The sequence below is a fragment of the Pseudorhodoferax sp. LjRoot39 genome, from assembly GCF_964253035.1.
GTDB lineage: Bacteria > Pseudomonadota > Gammaproteobacteria > Burkholderiales > Burkholderiaceae_C > Pseudorhodoferax.
In genome coordinates this window covers 6,105,648-6,126,722 of the sequence record NZ_CAXUQL020000001.1, presented here as the reverse complement: position 1 = coordinate 6,126,722, position 21,075 = coordinate 6,105,648, and the positions used below count along the sequence as shown (strand labels likewise).

Below are 21,075 nucleotides of genomic sequence, written 5' to 3'. Positions count from 1 at the left end.
CACAAGGAGACCGACATGACGAGGGTATGCATCGTGGGAGCGGGGGCGGTGGGCGGCTACGTGGGCGCCCACATGGCCAAGGCCGGGGTGGACGTGACGCTGGTCGACGCCTGGCCGGAGCATGTGGAGGCCATGCGCCGCGAAGGCCTGCGCGTGCAGGGCATGGACGGCGCCGGTGCCGTGCAGACGCCGGTGCGCGCGCTGCACGTGGGCGAGCTGCAGCGCCGCGTGCGCGAGCAGCCCTTCGACGTGGCGTTCATCGCAGTCAAGTCCTACGACACGCGCTGGGCCACCGAACTGGTGCTGCCCTACCTCGCGCCCACGGCCTGCCTGGTCTCGCTGCAGAACGGCATCCACGAGGATGTCATCGCCAGCGTGGCCGGCTTCGGCCGCGTGCTGGGCGTGTCGGTCAGCGCGCTGGCGGCCGAGTTGGTTGCACCGGGGCAGATCGTGCGCAACTCGCCGCTGGGCGATGAGAAGAAGGCCGGCATGCGCGTGGGTGAGATGCACGGCCAGGTCACGCCGCGCGCGCAGCGGCTGGCCAGCCTGCTGGCCCATGGCGACAGCTGCAAGCTGACGAGCAACCTGTGGGGCGAGCGCTGGTCCAAGCTCACGATCAACGCCATGCGCAACGGCGTCTGCGCGCTGACGGGCCTGACCGGGCGCCAGCGCGACCTGAACGACGTGGCGCGCGACCTCACGGTACGTCTGGGCAGCTCCTGCATCCGCGTCGGCCACGCGCTGGGCCTGGCGCTGGAGCCGGTCGGCGGCCTGGACCTGGAAGTGCTCGCGCGCGCCGAGGAGGACCGCGCCGCCTACGACGCGGTCACGCAGCAGATCATGGACGTGGCCTATTCGCGCAGCGACGCGCAGCGCCCCTCCATGGGACAGGACATCCAGAAAGGCCGGCGCACCGAGACCGAGGCCATCAACGGCCTGGTGGCGCGGCGCGGCGAGGAGGTCGGCGTGGACGTGCGACTGCACCGCCGCGTCAACGAGGTGATCCTGCGCATCGAGCGCGGCGAGGCCGCCCCCAGCCCCGAGCATCTCGCGCAGATCCTCGCCTGACCCGAAGTTCAACATGTGGAACCGCTGCCGGCGCGGTTCTTCTCCGGTGCAGGTCCGCCACGTAAGGTTGCCGCCACCACAAGACAAGGAGACAAGCATGTCGATCATCGAGCGCATGGTCCGGCGCTGGGGCGCTGCCGGCCTGCTGGCCGCGGCCTTCGCCGCACTGCCGGCCCAGGCCAACGAGCGCTGGCGCGCCTACACCTACAACGCCGTGGCCACGGTCACGGCCGTCAAGGGCCTCAACGCGCTGCTCGAGGCGGTCGACAAGGAGACCGAGGGCGCGCTCAAGGTGCGCCTGCACCTGGGCGGCACGCTGCCCATCACGGCCACCAACATCACGCAGGCCGTGGCCGACAACGTGGTGCAGATGGGCGACGACGCCTTCTTCGTCGGCAGCGTGCCCGTCGGCGGCGTGGTGCGCCTGCCCATGCTGTTTCCAGAGCGCGCGCAGTTCGAGAAGGCCTGGGACGCCGAGGCGCCGTTCCTGCGCGCCGACTACGACAGGAAGGGCGTGGTGCTGCTGGGCCGCTACATCTTCCCCGAGAACGTGTTCTGGTCGCGCAAGAAGCTGACCTCGCTGGCCGACATCGCGGGCCAGAAGATCCGCGTGGTCTCGCCCGAGCAGGCGGAGTTCATCCAGCGCCTGGGCGGCATCCCGGTCACGCTGGGAACCTCCGAGGTCGCGGCCGGCATCGACCGCGGCGTCATCGACGGCGCGCTGACGGCCAGCTCGGGCTACGGCTACGTCTGGCGCGACCTGCTCAAGTACAGCTGGCGGCTCAACGTGAGCTTCGTCGACTCGCTCGTGCTCGTGAACAAGGGGGCCTGGGACAAGCTCGCCCCGGCCACGCGCAGCAAGGTGCAGGCGCTCGTGGACGAACACACCGCGCGCATGACGGCGGCCATGGCGGCCGAGGACGAGGAGCTCACCAAGAAGCTCGCGGCCGCCGGCATGGTCGTGACCGAGCCCACGGCGGCCGACCTGGCCGAGGCCGAGAAGCGCATCACGCCGTACTGGACGGAGTGGGGCGAGAAGCGGCCGGCCGCGCAGGAAGCGCTGCGCAAGGCGCGTGCGGCGGCGGGGCGCTGAGCATGGGTGCGCCCGATACCCTGCCGGTCGTCGATGTCGAAGGCAGCAGCCTGGATGCCGACGTGTTCAGTCCCGGCGAGGACCTGCCCGCGCGGCTGGGCCGCTGGGCCACGCAGGCCATCGTGCTGGGCCTGGTCGTGATGATGGGGCTGGAGATGCTGGTGCGCTCGGCCTTCGGCTGGTCGATCCAGTTCAGCAACGAGATCGGCGGCTATGCGCTGGTGGCGGTCACCTTCCTGTCGCTGGCCTCCGGCCAACTGCTGCACGCCTACCACCGCGTGCATTTCCTGGACCAGCGACTTGCCCCGGTCGGCCGCGCGCGGCTTCGGCTGGTCTTCGACCTGGCCACGGCCGGGGTGGCCGCGGTGCTGGCGGCCGAACTGGTGCGCTTCGAATGGCTGACCTGGCAGTCCGGCGATGTCGCGGCCACCAGCCTCATGACACCGCTGTGGCTGCCTCGCCTGGTCATGCCGCTGGGCGCGCTGGCGCTGTGCTGGGCGCTGCTGCGCACGCTGGCCGGCGACTGGCGCCGGCTGCGGGCGGCCCACGGCATGCCGAGGGCTTGACATGGCCGAGTACCAGATCGTCCTCATCTTCGGGTTGTTCATCGGCCTGCTGGCCGCGGGCATGGCCGTGCCCTTCGCCATCCTGCTGCCTGGCGTGCTCTATCTGTACCTGCAGGGCGGTATCGGCGCCCTGCACAGCCTGGGCCTGGTCAGCTGGGGCAGCATGGACAGCTACACGCTGACCTCGATCCCGCTGTTCGTGCTGATGGCCGAGATCCTGCAGGGCAGCGGCCTGGGCATGCGCGTGTACCGCGGGCTGTCCAGCCTGGTGCGCAAGGTGCCGGGTGGGCTGCTGCAGACCAACATCGCGGGCTGCGCGGTGTTTGCCGCGGTCAGCGGCTCCAGCATCGCCACGGCGGCCTCGATCGGCCAGGTGGCGCTGCCGCAACTCCAGGCGCGCGGCTACGACCCCAGGCTGGCGCCGGGCTCGCTTGCGGCCGGCGGCACGCTGGGCATCCTGATCCCGCCGTCGATCGCGATGATCGTCTACGCCACCTTCACCGACACCTCGGTCGCCCGGCTGTTCATGGCGGGTGTGGTGCCAGGCATCGTGCTGACGCTGATGTTCATGGGCTATGTGGCGGTGGCCGCAGTGCTGCGCCCCGGCATCGCGCCGCCTGAGCGCGGCGAGCTCACGCGGGCCACGGTGCTGCGCGCGCTGGTCGACATCGTGCCCTTCATGCTGCTGATCGTCGGCATCATGGGCGCGATCTACAGCGGCATCGCCACGCCGACCGAGGCGGCGGCGGCCGGCTGCATCTTCGCCCTGGCCATCGCGCTGGTGTTCGGCGAGCTGTCGTGGCGCGCGTTCGCCGACTGCCTCAAGCGCTCGACGCTGATGGTGGCCAACATCCTGCTGATCACCTATGCGGCCTTCATCTTCTCGTACGCGATGAGCTATGCGGGCGTGGGCGAGCAGATCACGGAGTTCATCGTCGCGCTGAAGCTGGGCAAACTGGAGTTCTTCCTCGCGCTGCTGGTGCTGTTCACCGCCCTGGGCGCATTGGTGGAGAGCCTCGGGATGATCGTGATCACGGTGCCGCTGCTGTACCCGCTGCTGGCCAACTACGGCATCGACCCGGTGTGGTTCGGCATCATCGTGGTGCTGTTCATCGAGATGGGCCAGATCACGCCGCCCATCGGCATCAACCTGTTCGTGATCCAGAGCATCGCGCGCGGCAAGCTGTCCGATGTGGTCATGGGAACGGTGCCGTTCCACCTGCTCATGTTCGTGCTGCTGGGCATGCTGGTGGCCTGGCCCGAGATCGCGTTGTGGCTGCCGGGCCAACTCTCCGGCAAGTGAAGGAGACCTCCGATGTTCGCCCCTCCCGAAAAGCTGAAGGCCGAGGTCTTCACACGCATTCCCGCGCGCTTCCACGTCACGGACCGCCAAAGCGAATGGGCCCGTACGCAGCTCCATGGTGCGCCGGCGCCGGTATTCCTCGAAGGTCCATCGTTCGACCGCGCCGGCAACCTGTGGGTGGTCGACATCCCCTGGGGGCGCATCTTCCGCATCGACCCGCAGGGCGGCGTGGAGCTCGCGGCCGCATACGATGGCGAGCCCAACGGCCTGAAGTTCCACCCCGACGGCCGCGCCTTCATCGCCGACTACCGGCGCGGCATCATGGTGCTGGACCCGCGCACGGGCCGCGTGGAGCCCTACCTGGAACGCGCGCGGCTGGAGCGTTTCAAGGGCTGCAACGACCTGTTCTTCGCGTCCAACGGCGACCTGTACTTCACCGACCAGGGCCAGACCGGGCTGCACGACGCGAGCGGCCGGTTGTTCCGGCTGCGCGCCTCGGGCCAGCTGGACCTGGTGCTGCAAGGCATTCCCAGCCCCAACGGCCTGGTCATGAACCTGGACGAGACGGCCGTGTACCTGGCCGTCACGCGCGACAACGCGATCTGGCGCGTGCCGCTCCTCGCCGACGGCACGGCCACCAAGGTTGGCGCCTACATACGCATGAGCGGCGGCGGCGGCCCCGACGGCATCGCGCTGGATGACCAGGGCGGGCTCGCGGTCTGCCAAGTAGGCTTCGGCGCGGTCTGGGTGTTCAGCCCGCGCGGCGAGCCGCTCTACCGCATCGACGCGCCCGACGGCGGCACCTACACCACCAACTGCGCTTACGGTGGCGCGGACGGCCGCACGCTGTACATGCTGGAGTCGCGCAGCGGCTGCGTGTTCACGGCGCGCGTGCCGGTGCCAGGCCGTGCCATGTACGGCCAGACTCGGGACTAACCCTGGTTTGACGCGCAAAGCACTGCGCGGCGCCGCGCGGGCGCCCAGAATGCCGGCCCCATGAAGCTCGCAGACCTCGTCCTGGAAGCCGCCGCGCCCCACGGCCCGGAGCGCAGCGGCACGCAAAGCCTCGCGCGTGGCATCAAGCTCCTGCGCATGGTGGCCACGCGGCCCGGTTTCGGCTGGCGCCTGTCCGATCTCGCGGCCGCGTGCGGCCAGGACAAGGCCACCGTGCACCGCATGCTCGCCTGCCTGGTGGAGGAGCGGCTGGTGCTGCAGCGTGCCAGCGACCGCCACTACCTGCCCGGCCCGCTGATGTGCGAGCTGGGCCTGGCACTGCCCGACCGCACGCAGTTTTTGCGGGCGGCCGAGCCGCAGGTGGCGGCGTTCGCGCGGCGCATGGCCGGCATCGCGCTGCTGTTGCTGCGCAGCGGCAACGAGTACGTCTGCGCCCAGCGTGCCGGCAGCCTGGTGCTGTCGGGCCTGATGGTCTACCCCGGCACGCGCCGCCCGCTGTTCACCTCGGTCGGTGGCGTGGCCATGCTGCAGACCCGGCCTGCCGCCGAGGTGCGTGCCGTGCTGCTGGACAACGTGGCGCAGGAGATCGGCCGGCGCGGCACCGGCCGCCTCGAGTCGCTGCAGAAGATGCGCGAGCGTTCGGACCGCCATGGCTTCGGCGTGAACCTGGGCGACGTGGTGCCGGGCGTGCACGCCCTGGCCGTGCCCGTGTGCGACAGCGCGGGCGATGCCTTCGCGGCGCTGTGCCTGATCGGCACGCCCGAGCTCTACGGCGAGGAACGGCTGGCCGCGCTGCAGGGCGAACTGCAGGCCGCGGCGGCGCTGCTGGCGGCCGACGCGCGCAAGTTCAACATGTAAAACGGGCGCCGCGCCCGTGCATGGCACGGGGCCGGCCAGCGCTTAAGGTCGTGGCCATGTCCTTCCATGCCACGCCATGAAGCTCTCATCCGTCATCAACCTGGACGACCTGCGCCGCATGGCGCGCCGCAAGCTGCCGCGCATCGCCTTCGATTTCATCGAGGGCGGGGCCGACGACGAGCTGTGCCTGGCACGCAACCGCGCCGCCTTCGCGCAGCACCGGCTGCTGCCGCGTTACCTGCGCGATGTGCGCCAGCGCGAGCAGTCCGTGACGCTGTTCGGGCGCCGCTATGCGAGCCCGATCGGTATCTCTCCGACTGGCCTGGCCGGGCTGTTCCGGCCCGATGCCGACCGGATGCTGGCTGCGGCCGCGCGCGCGGCCGACGTGCCCTTCCTGCTCTCCAGCGCGGCCAACGCGGCGCTGGAGGACGCCCTGCCCGTGGCGCCCGAGCACGTCTGGTTCCAGATGTACTGCACGAGCGACCCGGCCATCAACGCCGACCTCGTGGCGCGCGCACGCCAAGCCCAGGTGCGCGTGCTCGTGGTCTCGGTGGACGTGCCCGTGAACTCGAACCGCGAGCGCAACCGGCGCAACGGCTTCTCGCGCCCGTTCCGCATGACGCCGGGCGTGGCGCTGGAGGCGCTGGGCCATCCGATGTGGGTGCTGCGCTACCTGCGCACGGGCGGCATTCCGATGATGCGCAACTGGCTGCCCTATGCGCCGGCCGGTGCCGACGCCGGCCAGGTGGCCGACCTGTACGGCACGCTGACGCCGGCGCCCATGGTCGATTGGGAGCATCTGCGGCGCATCCGCGCGGGCTGGCCCGGGCCGCTGCTTGTCAAGGGCCTGCTGCACCCGGAGGACGCGCGCGCGGCCGTGGCGCTGGGCGTGGACGGGCTGGTGGTCTCCAACCACGGTGGCCGCCAACTCGATGCGGCACCGTCGCCGCTGGAGATGCTGCCCGCCATCCGCGCGGCCGTGGGGCCGGACCTGCCGCTGTTGCTGGACAGCGGCGTGCGGCGCGGCTCGGACGCCGTGATCGCGCGCTGCCTGGGCGCCGACGCCGTGGTCTTCGGCCGGCCCACGCTGTACGGCGTGGCCGCGGCCGGCGAGGCCGGGGCGCTGCATGCGCTGCAGATCATGCGCCGCGAGATCGACGCGGTGCTGGCGCAGATCGGTTGCGCGCGGTTCGAAGCGCTGGACGCGGGCTACCTGTGGCCGGCGCCGTCGGCCGCCACCGCAAGTTCAACATGTGAAAGCGCCGTGCCGGCCGAGTCGCCCCTGGCGAAGGTCTGGGGCTAAGGTTGCGGGCACCGAAGTTAGGAGACACCCCACCCATGACCGCGATCCGCACCACACCACTGCATTCCGACTATGTCGTGCAGGTGCATGCCTTCATCCCCGACCTGCTGGACGATGCCGCCGCCATCGCCGAGCTCAAGGCCCAGTGGCAGCGCACGCCCGTGATGGTGTTCCGGCGCCAGTCGCTGGACGAGCACGAGCTCGTGCGCTTCACCGGGCATTTCGGCCAGTGCGAGACCACGGTGCGCAAGGACATCCAGTCGCCCTACCACCCGGAGATCATCTACTTCAGTACGCTCAAGTACCACGACGGCCGCTTCGTCGGTGGCTTCGCGGGCGGCGAGGACGTGGACTGGCATTCGGACCAGACCTTCCAGGTGCGGCCGGCCACGGGCGCCATCCTGTACGGCACCGAGGTGCCGCGCGACGGCGGCGACATCTACTGGTCCAACCAGTACGGTGCCTGGGACCTGCTGCCCGAGGACGTGCGCCAGCTCATCGATGGCCGCACCGGCGTGTACCGCTACGCCAAGCGCTACGCCATGCTCAACACGGCCGAGCTCAAGGACAAGGAGAAGGCCAACGCGCTGCTGAGCCTGCCGGATGCGCGCCACCCCGTGGTGCTGACGCACCCGCGCACCGGCCGCAAGGCGCTGTACGCGGACCAGACCACGCTGGTGGAGATCGAGGGACTCACGGCCGAGCAGAACGCGCGCGTGCTGCCCATCCTGTTCGCCACCGGCGGCGAGTCCTCGCTGGTCTACCGCCACAAGGTGCACAACGGCGACGTGATGGTGTGGGACAACGGCTGCGTGCTGCACCGGCGCGACCAGATGTACCTGACCCAGCCGCGGCTCATGAAGCGCACCACCTTCCGTGTGCCGGCTGCCGAGCACTGTCTTCCCCAACCATGATCTCCCCGTTTGGACGGCCGCGCTGCGCGCGACCGTCCCATACCCCCAGGGGCGCCGCCAGCGGCCTGGCAAAGCCAGTTCCGCGGCGTCCGCTGGCATGGCCTGCTCCGCGGCCTTCGGCACTGTGCCTTGCAGACGATCTTTTACGCGACGCGGATGACCGCACGCACATGGAGAAACGATGACGCAATCCAATGTCTACCTGCGCGTGAACCGCGTGGCCGCAGAACTCTGCGCCCAGGCGCGCGAGGTCACCGTGGCCGACCTGCACGAGAGCACGGCCCACCTGGGCTTCACGGGCCTGATGTCGGCGCGCATGCGGCGCATCTCGCCGGGCGCGAAGATCGCGGGCCCGGCCGTCACGGCGCTGTGCCAGCCCGGTGACAACCTCATGATGCACCGCGCGCTGCGCCTGGCCCAGCCGGGCGACGTGCTGGTGGTGCACAGCCTGGGCGAGACCTCGGCCGCACAGTGGGGCGACGTGGCGACGACCTACGCGGTCGAGAAGGGCCTGGCGGGCGTGGTCGTGCACGGCTGCGTGCGCGATGTGGACCAGGTGCTGGCCATGGGCTTTTCCGTGTGGGCCACCAACGTGTGGCCGGTCCACGCCGACAAGGGCAAGGGCGGTGGCGTGAACATCCCGATTCCCTGCGCCGACGTGCTGGTGCGGCCGGGCGATCTGATCGTGGCCGACGGCGATGGTGTGCTCGCCATCCCGCGTGCGGAGGCCGCGCGCGTGGTGGCCGCGGCCCAGGCCAAGATGAAGAAGGAGGCCGAGTTCGCGGCGGCCATTCGCGCTGGCGCAGCAGTCTGGGAGCTGAGCGGTGCCGACCAGGCCTACGCCCAGCTCGGCATCGTCGAGCACGACGCGGCCTTCGACGACGTGCGCTGAACTCAGACGTTCGCCCGGCGCTGCAGCCGCAGCGCTGCCTGGCTGCAGGTGGCGACCAGCTGCTGGGCATGGTTGCGCATGCTGTCCTGCATGCGGTGGCGCGGTCCCGCCAGGCCGATGGCCAAGGTGTCGCGGCCGACCTGCAGGAACGCGGCCACGGCCCAGACGTCTTCGACGTTCTCGCCGCGCGTCTCGAAGTAGCCGGCCAGCCGGCTCTGCAGCAGGTCCGCGACCAGCCGCCCGGGCTCGGTGATGGTGGCCGGTGTGATGCGCGCCAGCACCTGCCCGTCGGCCCAGCTGCGCAGGGCGTCTTCCTTCTGCGCGCCGAGCAATGCCTTGCCGATGGCGCTGGCATGCAGCGGCTTGAGGTCGCCCACGCGCGCGGAATAGCGGATCGCATGCAGGCCTTCGAGGACGTGCAGGTAGACCACGCGCTCGCCTTCGCGCTTGCCGAGGATCACGGTCTCCATGCTGTGGTCGCGCAGTGCTTCGAGCAAGGGCCGCACGTGGTCGAGGAACGGGTCGCCGGCCGTGATGCCGTGGGCCAGGCCGAGCAGGCGTTGCGTGGGATACAGGGTGCGGGGCTGCCCCAGCGTGTAGAGGTAGCCACGGGCCGCCAGCGTGCGCACCAGCGCGTGGCAGCTGCTCTTGGGGATGTGGGTGGCCGCGGCCAGCTCGGTCAGCGACAGCGGCCCCTGGGTTTTGTGAAACGCCTCGAAGATGTCGATCACGCGGTCGACCGCGTTCGCTCCGCCTGCTGCCATGCGCTCTCCCGGAAGATCGAAAATCATCGCACGATCTTCCGCCGCGGGATCATGCCGGCGTGTCGCCCTGCAGTGTGATGCGGTGCATCACGCGGCGATGGCCGTGGTAGTCGTTGACCGGATTGTGCTGCACGCAGCGGTTGTCCCAGAACGCGATGGCGTTCGCCGGCCAGCGCCAACGGCAGGTGAACTCGGGCTTGATCTGGTGCTGGAAAAGGAACTGGAGCAGCGGCGCGCTTTCCTCGTCGCGCAAGCCCACGATGCCGGACGTGTGCGCCACGTTGACGAACAAGGCCTTGCGACCGGTCTCGGGGTGGGTGCGCACCACCGGATGCTGGGCCCGGTACTCCCGCGGGGCCTCCTGCCGGCCGTCGCTCCTGATGCGGTCCTCGCGCGTCTTGCTCACATCGGCCTTGGCCGAGCTGCTGATGCCCACGAGCGGATCGAGCATCCGCTGCATCGTGTCCGAAAGCGCTTCGTAGGCCGCGTACTGGCTCGCGAACAAGGTGTCGCCACCGTAAGGTGGCACTTCGCGCGACAGCAGCATCGAGCCCATCGGCGGCTGCTCCAGGTAGGTCGTGTCCGAATGCCAGACTCCACCGAAGTTGACGGTCTCGTGCTCCAGCTTCTTGACCTCGATGATGGTCGGAAAGCCGTCCAGCCCCTTGACGAACGGGTACTCCACGGGCTCGCCCATGGCCTGGCCGAAGCGCAGGAACTGCGCAGGCGTCAGGTTCTGCGCGGGGATGAAGATGACCTGGTGCGCGAGCAGTGCCGCGCGGATGTCGGCGGCGAGCTGCGGCATGAGGCTGTTGGCAAGGTCCACGTCCTGGAGTTCTGCACCCAGGGCGCCGGCAATCCGTTGAATCTTCATCTTCTGTCCTGGAGTGGATGTCAAGAGACTCATTCTGTTCAGCTTGTGGCCGACGAGGTTCAGCCGGCTGAACGAGCCTGGCCAAATTGAATGGAAAGTCAACGAGGCAGCTGGAGGTGGCAGCCCTTCTGGCCATGCCGGTCGACAGTGGGGTGGTCAGCCTATGACGCCGCGCCGATTGCGCCGCCGCCTTCGGGTGGCTGGGCCGCGTCGTGCCCATGGTCCTGCTCGTGCTGCTGACGCTGTTCGCCTGGGGCGTCGCGGTACGTGTGCAGCCGGCAGGCCATGCTGATCTCGCCCGAGACCGGTGCACGACTGCTGCGGCAGCCGGTTCCGGGTGCCTTCTGATGGCACCTCTTTGCGCCAACGATCCACACCGAAACACGCGGCGGCTACGGCTGGCCACGCACGTGGAAAGAACTGCTGGCCAGGGGCATCCGCGTGGGCAAGGAGCGGGTGCGCAAGCTCATGCAGTTGCACGGCATCCGGGCCAAGGGCAAGCGCCGCTTCAAGGTCACCACGGACAGCAACCACGGCCTGCCGGTGGCGCCCAACCTGCTGGATCGGCAGTTCGATGTGGCCGAGCCCGATAAGGTCTGGGTGGGCGACATCACGTACATCGCCACCGACGAGGGCTGGCTGTTCCTTGCTGTGGTAATCGACCTGTTCAGCCGCCAGGTGGTGGGCTGGTCGCTGCGCGAGGACATGACGCGGGACATCGTCATCGATGCGTTGCGCATGGCCTGGTTCAAGCGCCATCCGGGCTGATCTTTCACAGCGACAGGGGCACCCAGTACGCAGGCGTGCGCTACCGAGCATTGGCCGCCGAGCTGGGCATCACGATGTCCATGAGCAGGAGGGCCAACGCTTGGGACAACGCGCCGATGGAAAGCTTCTTCAAAACGCTGAAGGTCGAGCGCGTCCATCAAGTACGCTACGACACGCGGGCGCAGGCCAGGCTAGACATCGTCGATTGGATCGAGGGCTGATACAACCGCCAGCGTCTGCACTCTGCCAACGGCTTCTTGCCCCCAGTGACCTGGGAAACCGCTCGCTTGGCTGCATTACTTGATGTACGCGGAAACGAGGCAGGGTCACGCTACCGCGGCTTGGCCAAGAACGCCACACGCTCGTTCGTCGCCCTGGGCCTGGCCGACATCTACCTGGCGCGTCAGCGCCCACAGATGCCGTTCTGTTTGTAGCGATAGACCCAGGCTCGGCTTGAGGAGCGGATACGCAGGTACAGACCGTCGCCGTCTGCAATGAGTACCTCTTTGCCACTGGCGGTGGCGGTCCTGATCTTTAGGTCGGTGAGCGATCCCATGGGTGTACCCCGGAGGCAGAAGTTTTCGAGAACTTCATTCTGGGTAAACCTTGGGGTACACGCAAACGCGGGATTTGATGAAACGGCATGAGACCGTCTGACCGCATTTTTCGTCTAAGCCCTTGATTTTTAGAGACTTTTGAGATGTGGTGAGCCCTCCTGAAAAGGAGGGTTGGTGCCCGGGGCCGGAATCGAACCGGCACACCTTTCGGTGGGGGATTTTGAGTCCCCTGCGTCTACCAATTTCACCACCCGGGCATAGCCGCCATGGGCAGCCTGAAATTATGGCACAGTGCGGCCATGCAATACCCGACGATTGAAGATGCCATCGGCCGCACCCCGCTCGTGGCATTGCAGCGCATCGGCGCTGCGGACAACAAGGCCCGCGGCAATGTGGTGCTGGGCAAGCTCGAGGGCAACAACCCGGCCGGCTCGGTCAAGGACCGGCCCGCCGTGTCCATGATCCGGCGTGCCGAGGAGCGCGGCGACATCCAACCGGGCGACACGCTGATCGAGGCCACCTCGGGCAACACCGGCATCGCGCTGGCCATGGCGGCCGCCATCAAGGGCTACCGCATGGTGCTGATCATGCCGGAGGACCTGTCGATCGAACGGGCGCAGACCATGAAGGCCTTCGGCGCCGAACTGCTGCTGACGCCCAAGAGCGGCGGCATGGAGTACGCACGCGATCTGGCCGAGCAGATGCAGCGCGACGGCAAGGGCCGCGTGCTGGACCAGTTCGCCAACGCCGACAACCCGCGCATCCACTACGAGACCACGGGCCCCGAACTGTGGGAGGCCACGCAGGGCCGCATCACGCACTTCGTGAGCGCCATGGGAACGACGGGCACGATCACGGGTGTGTCGCGCTTCCTCAAGGAGAAGAACCCGGCGATCCAGGTCATCGGCGCCCAGCCCAGCGAAGGCTCGCGCATCCCGGGCATCCGCAAGTGGCCGCAGGAGTACCTGCCCAAGATCTACGACCCCTCGCGCGTCGACGAAACGGTCAACGTGGGCCAGGATGACGCAGAGGAGATGTGCCGCCGGCTGGCGCGCGAGGAGGGCATCTTCGCAGGCATTTCGGCCGCAGGTGCTTGCTGGGTCGCGCAGCAGATCGCGCAGCGCGAGCAGAACGCGACCATCGTGTTCGTGGTCTGCGACCGCGGCGACCGCTACCTGTCCACCGGCGTCTTTCCGGCCTGACCGCCCGGCAGTCCGAAGGCGGTCGGCGCCGTCGCGCCAAGCGCAGAGAATTCAAGGATCACCATGCAGCCATTCAAGTTCTGCCCCCAGTGCGCGACACCGCTGGAGTGGATCACCTCGCTGGAGGACGGTGGCGCCAAGGAGCGCCTGCGCTGCGTCTCCTGCGGCTATACGCACTGGAACAACCCGACGCCCGTGCTGGCCGCCATCATCGAGTACGAGGGCAAGGTGCTGCTGGCGCGCAACGCTGCCTGGCCCGGCAAGATGTACGCACTGATCACGGGCTTCATGGAGGCCGGCGAATCGCCCGAGGAGGGCATCCGGCGTGAGATCCAGGAAGAGACGGCGCTGGAAGTCAGCGCGCTGGACCTGGTCGGCGTCTACGACTTCCAGCGCATGAACCAGGTCATCATCGCCTACCACGCGCAGGCGCACGGCGAGGTGCGCCTGTCGCCCGAGCTCGTGGACTACCGGCTCTATGCGCTGGAGGACGTGAAGTGCTGGCGTGCCGGCACCGGCCAGGCCTTGGCCAAGTGGCTGCTCTCGCGCGGCATCACGCCGCAGTACCTGGAGCGTTGAGCCTGGATTCGGCAGTTGACCGCTCGCAGCCATCGGGCAAGCCGCATGAACACCCAACGACGCGTCTTCGATGGCGATCCTCTCTGGGAGGAGGGCGCTGTGCACCCGCCGGCACCGCGCTCGCCGCGCCATGCGGCGTTGCTCCTCCTCGCGCACAGGAGTGCGCGTCGTCGTCGCGCCTTGCCTGGCACGCCGATCACGGCACCGCCAGGTGCATCCAACTGCCGCATCCAGGCTGACTAGAATCCGCCGCATTGCGAGGAGCCCCATGGACACCGACATCAGCATCGACAAGGAAATCGACACCCGCGGCCTGAACTGCCCGCTGCCCATCCTCAAGGCCAAGAAGGCGCTGAGCGACATGGACAGCGGCAAGCTCCTGCGCGTGGTGGCGACCGATCCGGGTTCGATGCGCGACTTCCAGGCCTTCGCCAAGCAGACCGGCAACGAACTGGTGCAGCAAAGCACCGTCGGCACCGAGTTCATCCACGTGCTACGGCGGCGCTGAAGGACGGCGCCCGGATAGGGCGCCGGCATGCAGGGTTCAGATCGCGAGGGTCTTCAGGTATTCGCGGAAGCCCTTGCTGACTTCCGGGTGCTGCAGGGCCAGCTCCACCGTGGCTTCCAGGAAGCCGTGCTTGCTGCCGCAGTCGAAGCGCTTGCCCTCGTACTCGAAGGCATGGACGATCTCGGTGTTCAGCAGGCCGGCGATGCCGTCGGTCAGCTGGATCTCGCCACCGGCGCCGCGCTCCTGGTTGCGGATGTGGCCGAACACGGCCGGTGTCAGGATGTAGCGGCCGGCCACGCCCATGCGCGAGGGCGCGGCTTCAGGCGCCGGCTTCTCCACCATGTGGCTCACACGCGTGAGGCGGCCGCCTTCGATGTTGGTGATCTTCTCGCCGGCCACGATGCCGTAGCGGCGCACCTGCTCCAGCGGCACCTCCTGCACGGCCAGCAGCGAGGTTCCGAGGCGGCTGAAGGCATCCGTCATCTGCGCCAGCACGGGCGTGCCGCCGGCCGGGCCGATCATCAGGTCGTCGGCCAGCAGCACGCCGAAGGGCTCGTTGCCGACCAGGTGCTCGGCGCACAGCACGGCATGGCCCAGGCCCAGCGAGCGCGGCTGGCGCACAAAGGAGCAGTTCATGTCGTCCGGCGCGACCGAACGCACCAGGGCCAGCAGTTCCTTCTTGCCCGCGGTCTCCAGTTCGCTCTCGAGTTCGTAGGCGGTGTCGAAGTGGTCTTCGATGGCACGCTTGTTACGTCCGGTCACGAAGATCATCTGGCGGATGCCGGCCGCATACGCCTCCTCGACCGCGTACTGGATCAGCGGCTTGTCCACCACCGGCAGCATTTCCTTGGGCTGGGCCTTGGTGGCAGGCAGGAAGCGCGTGCCGAGACCGGCAACGGGGAACACGGCTTTGGTGACGGTCTTCTGGTAGCTGGACATGGTGATGCAGTTCTCTTTCTATCGAGGATTGGGAAGCACAAAAAACGCGGCAGCATACCGTTCGGCTAGCAATGCATATGCCATCCGAAACGGTGCGCTGCTGTCAGCCCAATCGTACAAGTTGTGTTTGAAGCCTCTGTAACGTGGCGCCGAAGTCGGCCACGCGCTTCTTTTCCTGCTCGATGACGGCCGGCGGTGCCTTGGCCACGAAGGCCTCGTTGGACAGCTTGCCGTTGGCCTTGGCGATTTCGCCCTCGATGCGCGCGACCTCCTTGCCCAGGCGCGCCTTCTCGGCCGCCACATCGATCTCCACATACAGCGCCAGCCGGGCTTCGCCGACCACGGCCACGGGGGCGCCCTGGGCTGCTGCCTGCCAGGCGGGCTCGTCGTCGAACACCTTGACCTCGGCCAGCTTGGACAGGGCCTGCAGCACCGGTGCGGCGCCGCGCATGAATTCGGCATCACCCAGAACGTACAGCGGCAGCTTGGTGGCCGGCGAGACGTTCATCTCGCCGCGCAAGGTGCGGCAGGCGTCGACCACCGAGCGCAGCTTGGCCACATGCGCGATGGCCGCCTCGTCGATCTTGGCGGGCTGGGCCTGCGGATACTTCGCCACGGCCACCGACGCGCCGGGTAGGCCAGCCACGGGCGCCACCTTCTGCCACAGCTCTTCGGTGATGAACGGGATGATGGGATGCGCGAGCCGCAGGATGGCTTCCAGCGTGCGGATCAGCGTGCGGCGCGTGGCGCGCTGCTCGGCCTCGCCGCCGGTCTGGATCTGCACCTTGGCGATCTCCAGGTACCAGTCGCAGAACTGGTTCCAGACGAAGTCGTAGAGCGCGTTGGCCACGTTGTCCAGCCGGTACTCGGCGAAGCCCTTGGCGATCTCGGCCTCGACCTGTTGCAGCACCGAGCTGATCCAGCGGTCGGCCTGGCTGAAGTGCATGTAGCCGTGGAACTCGCCGCCGGGCTGGCACTGCTCCTTGGTGTGCTCCGCCAGGCCGCAGTCGCGGCCTTCGCAGTGCATCAGCACGAAGCGGGTGGCGTTCCACAGCTTGTTGCAGAAGTTGCGGTAGCCCTCGCAGCGCTTGCTGTCGAAGTTGATGCTGCGGCCCAGCGAGGCCAGCGCCGCGAAGGTGAAGCGCAGCGCGTCCGCGCCGTAGGCCGGGATGCCCTCGGGGAACTCCTTCTCGGTGTTCTTGCGCACCTGGGGTGCGGTCTCGGGCTTGCGCAGGCCGGTGGTGCGCTTGTCCAGCAGGGGGGGCAGGGCGATGCCGTCGATCAGGTCCACCGGGTCGAGCACGTTGCCCTCGGACTTGCTCATCTTCTTGCCCTGCGCGTCGCGCACCAGGCCGTGGATGTAGACGTGCTTGAACGGCACGCGGCCCGTGAAGTGGGTCGTCATCATGATCATCCGGGCGACCCAGAAGAAGATGATGTCGTAGCCCGTCACAAGCACCGTGGAGGGCAGGTACAGGTTGTAGTCGTCGGTCGGCGCGTCCGTCTGCTCAGGCCAGCCCATGGTGCTGAAGGGCACCAGGGCCGAGGAGTACCAGGTGTCCAGCACGTCCTCGTCGCGCTTCAAGGTCTTGCCGGGCGCCTGCACCTGGGCATCGACCTCGCTGCGTGCCACGTAGACCTTGCCATCCTCGTCGTACCAGGCCGGGATCCGGTGGCCCCACCAAAGCTGGCGGCTGATGCACCAGTCCTGGATGTTGCCCATCCACTGGTCGTAGGTGTTGACCCAGTTCTCGGGCACGAAGCGCACCTCGCCGCTCTTGACGGCGTCGATGGCCTTCTGCGCGATGCTCTTGCCGGTCGGGTCTTGCTCCGACACCTTGGTCATCGCCACGAACCACTGGTCTGTCAGCATGGGCTCGACCACCTCGCCCGTGCGCGTGCAGATCGGCACCGTGAGCTTGTGCTTCTTGGTCTCGACCAGCGCGCCCAGGGCTTCGAGGTCGGCCACGATGGCCTTGCGCGCCACGAAGCGGTTCAGGCCGCGGTACTTCTCGGGCGCCTCGTCGTTGATGGTGGCCTGCAGTGTCAGCACGCAGATCATCGGCAGCTTGTGGCGTTGGCCCACGGCGTAGTCGTTCACGTCGTGCGCCGGCGTGACCTTCACCACGCCGGTGCCGAAGGCCTTGTCGACGTAGTCGTCGGCGATCACGGGGATCTCGCGGCCCACCAGCGGCAGGATCACGCTCTTGCCGATCAGGTGCTGGTAGCGCTCGTCCTCGGGGTGCACCATCACGGCCACGTCGCCCAGCATGGTCTCGGGCCGGGTGGTCGCCACCGTGAGGCTGCCCGAGCCATCGGCCAGCGGGTAGGCGATGTGCCACAGCGAGCCGTCCTTCTCCTCGCTCTCGACCTCCAGGTCGGACACGGCGGACTGCAGCTTCGGGTCCCAGTTCACGAGGCGCTTGCCGCGGTAGATCAGGCCCTGTTCGTAGAGCTTCACGAAGGTGTCGGTCACGACCTTGGACAGCTTGTCGTCCATCGTGAAGTACTCGCGGCTCCAGTCCACGCTGTCGCCCATGCGGCGCATCTGCGTGGTGATGGTGTTGCCGGAGTGCTGCTTCCACTCCCAGACCTTGGCTGTGAATTCTGCGCGGCCCAGGTCGTGGCGGCTGATGCCTTTTTCCTGCAGCTGGCGCTCCACCACGATCTGCGTGGCGATGCCGGCGTGGTCGGTACCGGGCACCCAGGCCGTGTTGAAGCCCGCCATGCGGTGGTAGCGCGTCAGCGCGTCCATGATGGTCTGGTTGAACGCATGGCCCATGTGCAGCGTGCCCGTGACGTTGGGCGGCGGCAGCTGGATCGCGAAGGAGGGCGCGTTCGCATCGGGCACGCCGGTGCCACGCACGCCCGCGGCGCCGAGGCCGCGGCGCTCCCACTCGGGCCCCCAATGGGCCTCGATGGCGGCGGGTTCAAAGGACTTGGACAGTTCGGCCAGGCCGGGTTGTTCGGGGGTGTCGCTCATGGGGAATCCAGACGGGAGGCAGTGCCGGCAGGGGCGCTGCGGGGCGGGAACGCGAAGGCGGGGATTTTAGGGGCTGCGCGCCGCGGCGTCGGAGCGCTGCAGGCCGTGCTGTGTACCATGCCACCAGCCAAGCGGCGGCCCGGCGCTGTCGGTCAGCCATCCTTCTTTCAACGGACGAGCAGGGAGATTCGATGAAACATACGCTGGTTGCAGCTGCCGCGCTGCTGGCCGCTTCGGTGGCCTGGGCCGCCGAGATCACGGTGCCGCTCAGCATCGCCGACAAGCAGGGCACGGGCGCCGACGTGGGCACGGTCCGCATCGTCGAGACGGCCTACGGCCTGGCTTTCTATCCCATGCTCAAGGGCCTGCCGCCCGGCCTGCATGGCTTCCATGTGCACGAGAACCCCTCGTGCGCGCCCAGCGAGAACGCGGGCAATGTCGTGCCGGCCGGCGGCGCCGGCGGCCACCTCGACCCCGCGGGCACCAAGAAGCACGGCGAACCCTGGGGCGACGGCCACCTGGGCGATCTGCCGCCCCTGTACGTTGCGGCCGATGGCAATGCCACAGCGCCCGTGCTGGGCCCGCGCCTGAAGCTGGCCGACGTGCGCAAGCGCGCGCTGATGGTGCATGCGGGCGGCGACAACCACGCCGACCACCCGGCCCCGCTGGGCGGTGGTGGTGCGCGCATCGCCTGCGGCGTGATCGGCGACTGAGCTTCTCAGCGCTCCGCGCGCAGGTAGAACTTCTGCAGCAGCCGCTGCACCGTCGTGCGTTCGCGCGCGGTCAGGCGGCCAGCGAGCTCGTTCTCCAGTTCCACGACGACCTTCTCGGTCTCCTGCGCGAGCGCATGGCCGGCCTCGGTCAGGTGCAGGCCGACGGCGCGACCGTCGCGCGGATGCGGCCGGCGCTCGATCAGGCCGCGCCGGTCCAGCGCGGCGATCAGGTTCACGAAGTTGGGCGGCAGGATGTCCAGCGTGGCGCAGAGCTGGCGCGAGGTGGCGCCGGGGTTGTGCGCCAGCAGCGCCAGCACCGAGAAATCGGCCTGCGTGAGCCCGTAGGGCGCCATGCGCTCGAAGAACACGCCGCCGATGGCGATGGCGGCGCGGCGCGCGTTGTAGCCGATCAGGCCTTCGAGCACGCTGGTGTCCAGCGGCTCGGCGTTGTTGGGGGCAGGGGGTGTGGAGGTCTTGCGTGCGCGGGGCATGCGGGCGATTGTGGCGCTCAAGCTGCGGCCGCCTGGGCCACGGCCTGTGCCGCCTGCTTGACCATGCCCAGCCGCATGTCGAATTCGGGCAGCACCCAGCGCCGGAACGCGGCGGCGGGCTGGACCCAGCGTGCGTCACCCGTTGCGCTGGCCTCGATGCGCGCCCAGGCCCAGGCCAGCAGCGCGAGCGCGGTCACGCGCAGGAAATCGTCGGCCACCTCGTAGGCCAGGCGCGGCCGGGCCTGGGCGGCCAGCGCCACGCTGGTGGCCAGGTAGCGCAGCTGGGCCAGCCGGCGCTGGGCATCGGCGTCGGCCTCGCGCGCGGCGTCGAGTTCGTCGCGCAGTTCCAGCAGCATCGCGCTGAAATCCGCGCCGGCGTCGGGCAGCACCTTGCGCACCAGCAGGTCGATCGCCTGGATCTCGTTCGTGCCCTCGTAGAGCATGGCCACGCGCACGTCGCGCACGTGCTGCTCGACGCCCCATTCGCGCACGTAGCCGTGGCCGCCGAACACCTGCAGGCAGGCGCTCGCGCCCTCGAAGCCCTGCTGCGTGCAGGCCGCCTTGAGCACCGGCGTGGCCAGCGCGCACCAGCGTTGCGCCGCGGCGCGGGTCTTGGGGTCCTCGGCATGGCGGGCCAGGTCCAGCCGCAGGCCGGTGCGGTAGGCCAGCAGGCGCGCGCCGTCGATCCAGGCGCGCTGGGTGTCCAGGATGCGGGCGATGGCCGGATGCTCTGCAATGGGGCTGGGGTCGGGGCCGGGCGCACCGGGCGCGCGCATCTGCCGGCGCTCGGCGGCGTAGGCGCTGGCCTTCTGCCAGGCCGCGTCCAGCATGCCGATGCCCTGCAGCGCCACGTGCAGCCGGGCCGCGTTCATCATCACGAACATGGCGGCCAGGCCACGACCGGGTTCGCCGATCAGCCAGCCCGTCGCGCCCTCGAAGCGCATCGCGCAGGTGGGGCTGCCGTGCAGGCCCATCTTCTCCTCGATGCGCTCGCAGAACACCGCGTTGCGGCCGCCGTCCGGCAGCAGCTTGGGCACCAGCGCCAGCGACAGGCCCTTGGGGCCGGGCGGCGCATCAGGCAGGCGGCACAGCACCAGGTGCACGATGTTGCTGGAGAGGTCGTGCTCGCCGCCCGAGATGAAGATCTTGCTGCCGTCCACGCGCAGGCTGCCATCGGCCTGCGGCACGGCACGCGTGCGCACCAGCCCCAGGTCGCTGCCGGCATGGGCTTCGGTCAGGCACATGGTGGCCAGCCATTCGCCGGTGGCGAGCTTGGCCAGGTAGCGTTGCTGGAGCTCCGCGCTGCCGTGGTGCTTCAGGCACTCGTAGGCGCCGTGCAGCAGGCCCGGCGCCATCGTGAAGCCGTGGTTGGCGGCCGACAGCCATTCGTACAGCACGGCCTCGAGCACGGCCGGCAGGCCCTGGCCGCCATGGGCCGCATCGGCCGACAGGGCCGGCCAGCCGGCTTGCCAGAAGGCCTGGTAGGCGTCGCGGAAGCCGGGCGGGGCCGTGACCGCGCCGGCCTCGAAGCGGCAGCCGACTTCGTCGCCACCGCGGTTCAGCGGCGCGATGGCCGCGGCCACGAACTTGCCGGCCTCTTCCAGCACCTGGTCCGCCAGCGCATCGTCGACCTCGGCGAAGGCCGGCAAGGCGCGCCACTGCGGCCCCGCGCCCAGCACCTGGTGCAGCAGAAAACGCGTGTCGTCGGGGCGGGGCAGGTAGTCCATGGCGGTTCGGTGCGGGAGA

General features: G+C 69.0%; 20 protein-coding genes, 1 tRNA gene and 2 pseudogenes. 15 read left to right on the top strand and 8 right to left on the bottom strand.

All coding sequences use genetic code 11. The features are described 5' to 3' along the window. Window positions 1-15 precede the first annotated feature (15 nt). The 9 genes from ACSQ4M_RS28595 (at window position 16) to ACSQ4M_RS28555 (ending at window position 8,951) form a co-directional block, all read left to right on the top strand. Window positions 16-1,068 (top strand): ketopantoate reductase family protein, encoded by a 1,053-nt coding sequence (locus ACSQ4M_RS28595; RefSeq protein WP_436192767.1) that lies wholly within the window; start codon window positions 16-18, stop codon window positions 1,066-1,068. A 97-nt stretch (window positions 1,069-1,165) separates the two neighbouring features. After that, on the top strand, window positions 1,166-2,161 hold the full coding sequence (dctP, locus tag ACSQ4M_RS28590) for a TRAP transporter substrate-binding protein DctP (protein WP_436192766.1): 996 nt from the start codon (window positions 1,166-1,168) through the stop codon (window positions 2,159-2,161). Window positions 2,162-2,163: 2 nt separating this feature from the next. Then, window positions 2,164-2,727: a TRAP transporter small permease gene (locus ACSQ4M_RS28585; protein ID WP_436192765.1), complete on the top strand. Its 564-nt coding sequence runs from the start codon at window positions 2,164-2,166 to the stop codon at window positions 2,725-2,727. A gap of 1 nt (window position 2,728) precedes the next feature. Then, window positions 2,729-4,030, top strand: coding sequence for a TRAP transporter large permease (locus ACSQ4M_RS28580; protein ID WP_436192764.1), 1,302 nt, complete (start codon window positions 2,729-2,731; stop codon window positions 4,028-4,030). A 12-nt stretch (window positions 4,031-4,042) separates the two neighbouring features. Then, complete coding sequence (locus ACSQ4M_RS28575; protein ID WP_436192763.1) at window positions 4,043-4,966, top strand: SMP-30/gluconolactonase/LRE family protein; 924 nt, start codon at window positions 4,043-4,045, stop codon at window positions 4,964-4,966. A gap of 60 nt (window positions 4,967-5,026) precedes the next feature. Then, window positions 5,027-5,842, top strand: coding sequence for an IclR family transcriptional regulator (locus ACSQ4M_RS28570; RefSeq protein WP_436192762.1), 816 nt, complete (start codon window positions 5,027-5,029; stop codon window positions 5,840-5,842). 76 nt (window positions 5,843-5,918) lie between these two features. Further along, the gene (locus tag ACSQ4M_RS28565) at window positions 5,919-7,145 is read left to right on the top strand and encodes an alpha-hydroxy acid oxidase (RefSeq protein WP_436192761.1); all 1,227 of its coding nucleotides are present in this window, start codon (window positions 5,919-5,921) and stop codon (window positions 7,143-7,145) included. Window positions 7,146-7,180: 35 nt separating this feature from the next. After that, on the top strand, window positions 7,181-8,059 hold the full coding sequence (locus ACSQ4M_RS28560; protein WP_436192760.1) for a TauD/TfdA dioxygenase family protein: 879 nt from the start codon (window positions 7,181-7,183) through the stop codon (window positions 8,057-8,059). A gap of 181 nt (window positions 8,060-8,240) precedes the next feature. After that, window positions 8,241-8,951 (top strand): RraA family protein, encoded by a 711-nt coding sequence (locus ACSQ4M_RS28555; protein WP_436192759.1) that lies wholly within the window; start codon window positions 8,241-8,243, stop codon window positions 8,949-8,951. Window positions 8,952-8,953: 2 nt separating this feature from the next. On the opposite strand, the gene ACSQ4M_RS28550 is transcribed toward ACSQ4M_RS28555, so the two are convergent. Beyond that, a complete protein-coding gene (locus ACSQ4M_RS28550; RefSeq protein ID WP_436192758.1) occupies window positions 8,954-9,715 on the bottom strand; it encodes an IclR family transcriptional regulator in 762 nt (253 codons plus the stop codon). A 49-nt stretch (window positions 9,716-9,764) separates the two neighbouring features. Next, window positions 9,765-10,589 carry a TauD/TfdA dioxygenase family protein gene (locus tag ACSQ4M_RS28545; protein ID WP_436192757.1) on the bottom strand — a complete coding sequence of 275 codons (825 nt, stop codon included), beginning with the start codon at window positions 10,587-10,589 and terminating at the stop codon, window positions 9,765-9,767. Between the two features lie 372 nt (window positions 10,590-10,961). On the opposite strand from ACSQ4M_RS28545, the pseudogene ACSQ4M_RS28540 reads away from it, so the two are divergent. Both ACSQ4M_RS28540 and ACSQ4M_RS28535 read left to right on the top strand, forming a co-directional pair. Beyond that, a pseudogene (locus tag ACSQ4M_RS28540) lies at window positions 10,962-11,572 on the top strand (IS3 family transposase); the annotation flags it as partial. 114 nt (window positions 11,573-11,686) lie between these two features. After that, window positions 11,687-11,791: pseudogene (locus ACSQ4M_RS28535) on the top strand (IS5/IS1182 family transposase); the annotation flags it as partial. On the opposite strand, the gene ACSQ4M_RS28530 reads toward ACSQ4M_RS28535, so the two are convergent. Together ACSQ4M_RS28530 and ACSQ4M_RS28525 are read right to left on the bottom strand one after the other, a co-directional pair. Next, window positions 11,761-11,913 carry an Arm DNA-binding domain-containing protein gene (locus ACSQ4M_RS28530; RefSeq protein ID WP_436192756.1) on the bottom strand — a complete coding sequence of 51 codons (153 nt, stop codon included), beginning with the start codon at window positions 11,911-11,913 and terminating at the stop codon, window positions 11,761-11,763. The pseudogene ACSQ4M_RS28535 and the gene ACSQ4M_RS28530 sit on opposite strands and share 31 nt — an antisense overlap. A gap of 173 nt (window positions 11,914-12,086) precedes the next feature. Further along, a tRNA-Leu gene (locus tag ACSQ4M_RS28525) sits at window positions 12,087-12,171 on the bottom strand. A gap of 42 nt (window positions 12,172-12,213) precedes the next feature. Here ACSQ4M_RS28525 and cysM point away from each other — a divergent pair. The 3 genes from cysM to ACSQ4M_RS28510 all read left to right on the top strand — a co-directional run bounded on the left by cysM (window position 12,214) and on the right by ACSQ4M_RS28510 (window position 14,203). Beyond that, entirely contained in the window at window positions 12,214-13,116 is a 903-nt protein-coding gene (gene cysM, locus ACSQ4M_RS28520) for a cysteine synthase CysM (protein WP_056661079.1), read from the top strand. Window positions 13,117-13,179: 63 nt separating this feature from the next. After that, on the top strand, window positions 13,180-13,695 hold the full coding sequence (locus ACSQ4M_RS28515) for an NUDIX hydrolase (RefSeq protein ID WP_056661075.1): 516 nt from the start codon (window positions 13,180-13,182) through the stop codon (window positions 13,693-13,695). A 280-nt stretch (window positions 13,696-13,975) separates the two neighbouring features. Further along, window positions 13,976-14,203 carry a sulfurtransferase TusA family protein gene (locus ACSQ4M_RS28510; protein WP_056661115.1) on the top strand — a complete coding sequence of 76 codons (228 nt, stop codon included), beginning with the start codon at window positions 13,976-13,978 and terminating at the stop codon, window positions 14,201-14,203. 36 nt (window positions 14,204-14,239) lie between these two features. Here ACSQ4M_RS28510 and galU read toward each other — a convergent pair whose 3' ends face one another. Both galU and ACSQ4M_RS28500 read right to left on the bottom strand, forming a co-directional pair. Further along, window positions 14,240-15,142 (bottom strand): UTP--glucose-1-phosphate uridylyltransferase GalU, encoded by a 903-nt coding sequence (galU, locus tag ACSQ4M_RS28505; RefSeq protein WP_436192755.1) that lies wholly within the window; start codon window positions 15,140-15,142, stop codon window positions 14,240-14,242. 103 nt (window positions 15,143-15,245) lie between these two features. Beyond that, window positions 15,246-18,125: a valine--tRNA ligase gene (locus ACSQ4M_RS28500; RefSeq protein WP_436192754.1), complete on the bottom strand. Its 2,880-nt coding sequence runs from the start codon at window positions 18,123-18,125 to the stop codon at window positions 15,246-15,248. A 191-nt stretch (window positions 18,126-18,316) separates the two neighbouring features. On the opposite strand from ACSQ4M_RS28500, the gene sodC reads away from it, so the two are divergent. Beyond that, window positions 18,317-18,838, top strand: coding sequence for a superoxide dismutase [Cu-Zn] SodC (gene sodC / locus ACSQ4M_RS28495; protein ID WP_436192753.1), 522 nt, complete (start codon window positions 18,317-18,319; stop codon window positions 18,836-18,838). A gap of 5 nt (window positions 18,839-18,843) precedes the next feature. Here sodC and ACSQ4M_RS28490 read toward each other — a convergent pair whose 3' ends face one another. Then, on the bottom strand, window positions 18,844-19,329 hold the full coding sequence (locus ACSQ4M_RS28490) for a MarR family winged helix-turn-helix transcriptional regulator (protein WP_436192752.1): 486 nt from the start codon (window positions 19,327-19,329) through the stop codon (window positions 18,844-18,846). Between the two features lie 17 nt (window positions 19,330-19,346). After that, on the bottom strand, window positions 19,347-21,056 hold the full coding sequence (locus tag ACSQ4M_RS28485) for an acyl-CoA dehydrogenase family protein (RefSeq protein ID WP_436192751.1): 1,710 nt from the start codon (window positions 21,054-21,056) through the stop codon (window positions 19,347-19,349). Between the last annotated feature and the right edge of the window lie 19 nt (window positions 21,057-21,075).

Bases quoted from the DNA above. Each gene is read 5' to 3' on its own strand.
- ACSQ4M_RS28515 (WP_056661075.1), top strand. From the start codon at position 13,180: ATGCAGCCATTCAAGTTCTGCCCCCAGTGCGCGACACCGCTGGAGTGG.
- ACSQ4M_RS28595 (WP_436192767.1), top strand. From the start codon at position 16: ATGACGAGGGTATGCATCGTGGGAGCGGGGGCGGTGGGCGGCTACGTG.
- ACSQ4M_RS28580 (WP_436192764.1), top strand. From the start codon at position 2,729: ATGGCCGAGTACCAGATCGTCCTCATCTTCGGGTTGTTCATCGGCCTG.
- ACSQ4M_RS28585 (WP_436192765.1), top strand. From the start codon at position 2,164: ATGGGTGCGCCCGATACCCTGCCGGTCGTCGATGTCGAAGGCAGCAGC.
- dctP (WP_436192766.1), top strand. From the start codon at position 1,166: ATGTCGATCATCGAGCGCATGGTCCGGCGCTGGGGCGCTGCCGGCCTG.
- ACSQ4M_RS28565 (WP_436192761.1), top strand. From the start codon at position 5,919: ATGAAGCTCTCATCCGTCATCAACCTGGACGACCTGCGCCGCATGGCG.
- ACSQ4M_RS28575 (WP_436192763.1), top strand. From the start codon at position 4,043: ATGTTCGCCCCTCCCGAAAAGCTGAAGGCCGAGGTCTTCACACGCATT.
- cysM (WP_056661079.1), top strand. From the start codon at position 12,214: ATGCAATACCCGACGATTGAAGATGCCATCGGCCGCACCCCGCTCGTG.
- ACSQ4M_RS28550 (WP_436192758.1), bottom strand. From the start codon at position 9,715: ATGGCAGCAGGCGGAGCGAACGCGGTCGACCGCGTGATCGACATCTTC.
- ACSQ4M_RS28485 (WP_436192751.1), bottom strand. From the start codon at position 21,056: ATGGACTACCTGCCCCGCCCCGACGACACGCGTTTTCTGCTGCACCAG.
- ACSQ4M_RS28555 (WP_436192759.1), top strand. From the start codon at position 8,241: ATGACGCAATCCAATGTCTACCTGCGCGTGAACCGCGTGGCCGCAGAA.
- ACSQ4M_RS28545 (WP_436192757.1), bottom strand. From the start codon at position 10,589: ATGAAGATTCAACGGATTGCCGGCGCCCTGGGTGCAGAACTCCAGGAC.
- ACSQ4M_RS28530 (WP_436192756.1), bottom strand. From the start codon at position 11,913: ATGGGATCGCTCACCGACCTAAAGATCAGGACCGCCACCGCCAGTGGC.
- ACSQ4M_RS28500 (WP_436192754.1), bottom strand. From the start codon at position 18,125: ATGAGCGACACCCCCGAACAACCCGGCCTGGCCGAACTGTCCAAGTCC.
- galU (WP_436192755.1), bottom strand. From the start codon at position 15,142: ATGTCCAGCTACCAGAAGACCGTCACCAAAGCCGTGTTCCCCGTTGCC.
- ACSQ4M_RS28570 (WP_436192762.1), top strand. From the start codon at position 5,027: ATGAAGCTCGCAGACCTCGTCCTGGAAGCCGCCGCGCCCCACGGCCCG.
- ACSQ4M_RS28490 (WP_436192752.1), bottom strand. From the start codon at position 19,329: ATGCCCCGCGCACGCAAGACCTCCACACCCCCTGCCCCCAACAACGCC.
- sodC (WP_436192753.1), top strand. From the start codon at position 18,317: ATGAAACATACGCTGGTTGCAGCTGCCGCGCTGCTGGCCGCTTCGGTG.
- ACSQ4M_RS28560 (WP_436192760.1), top strand. From the start codon at position 7,181: ATGACCGCGATCCGCACCACACCACTGCATTCCGACTATGTCGTGCAG.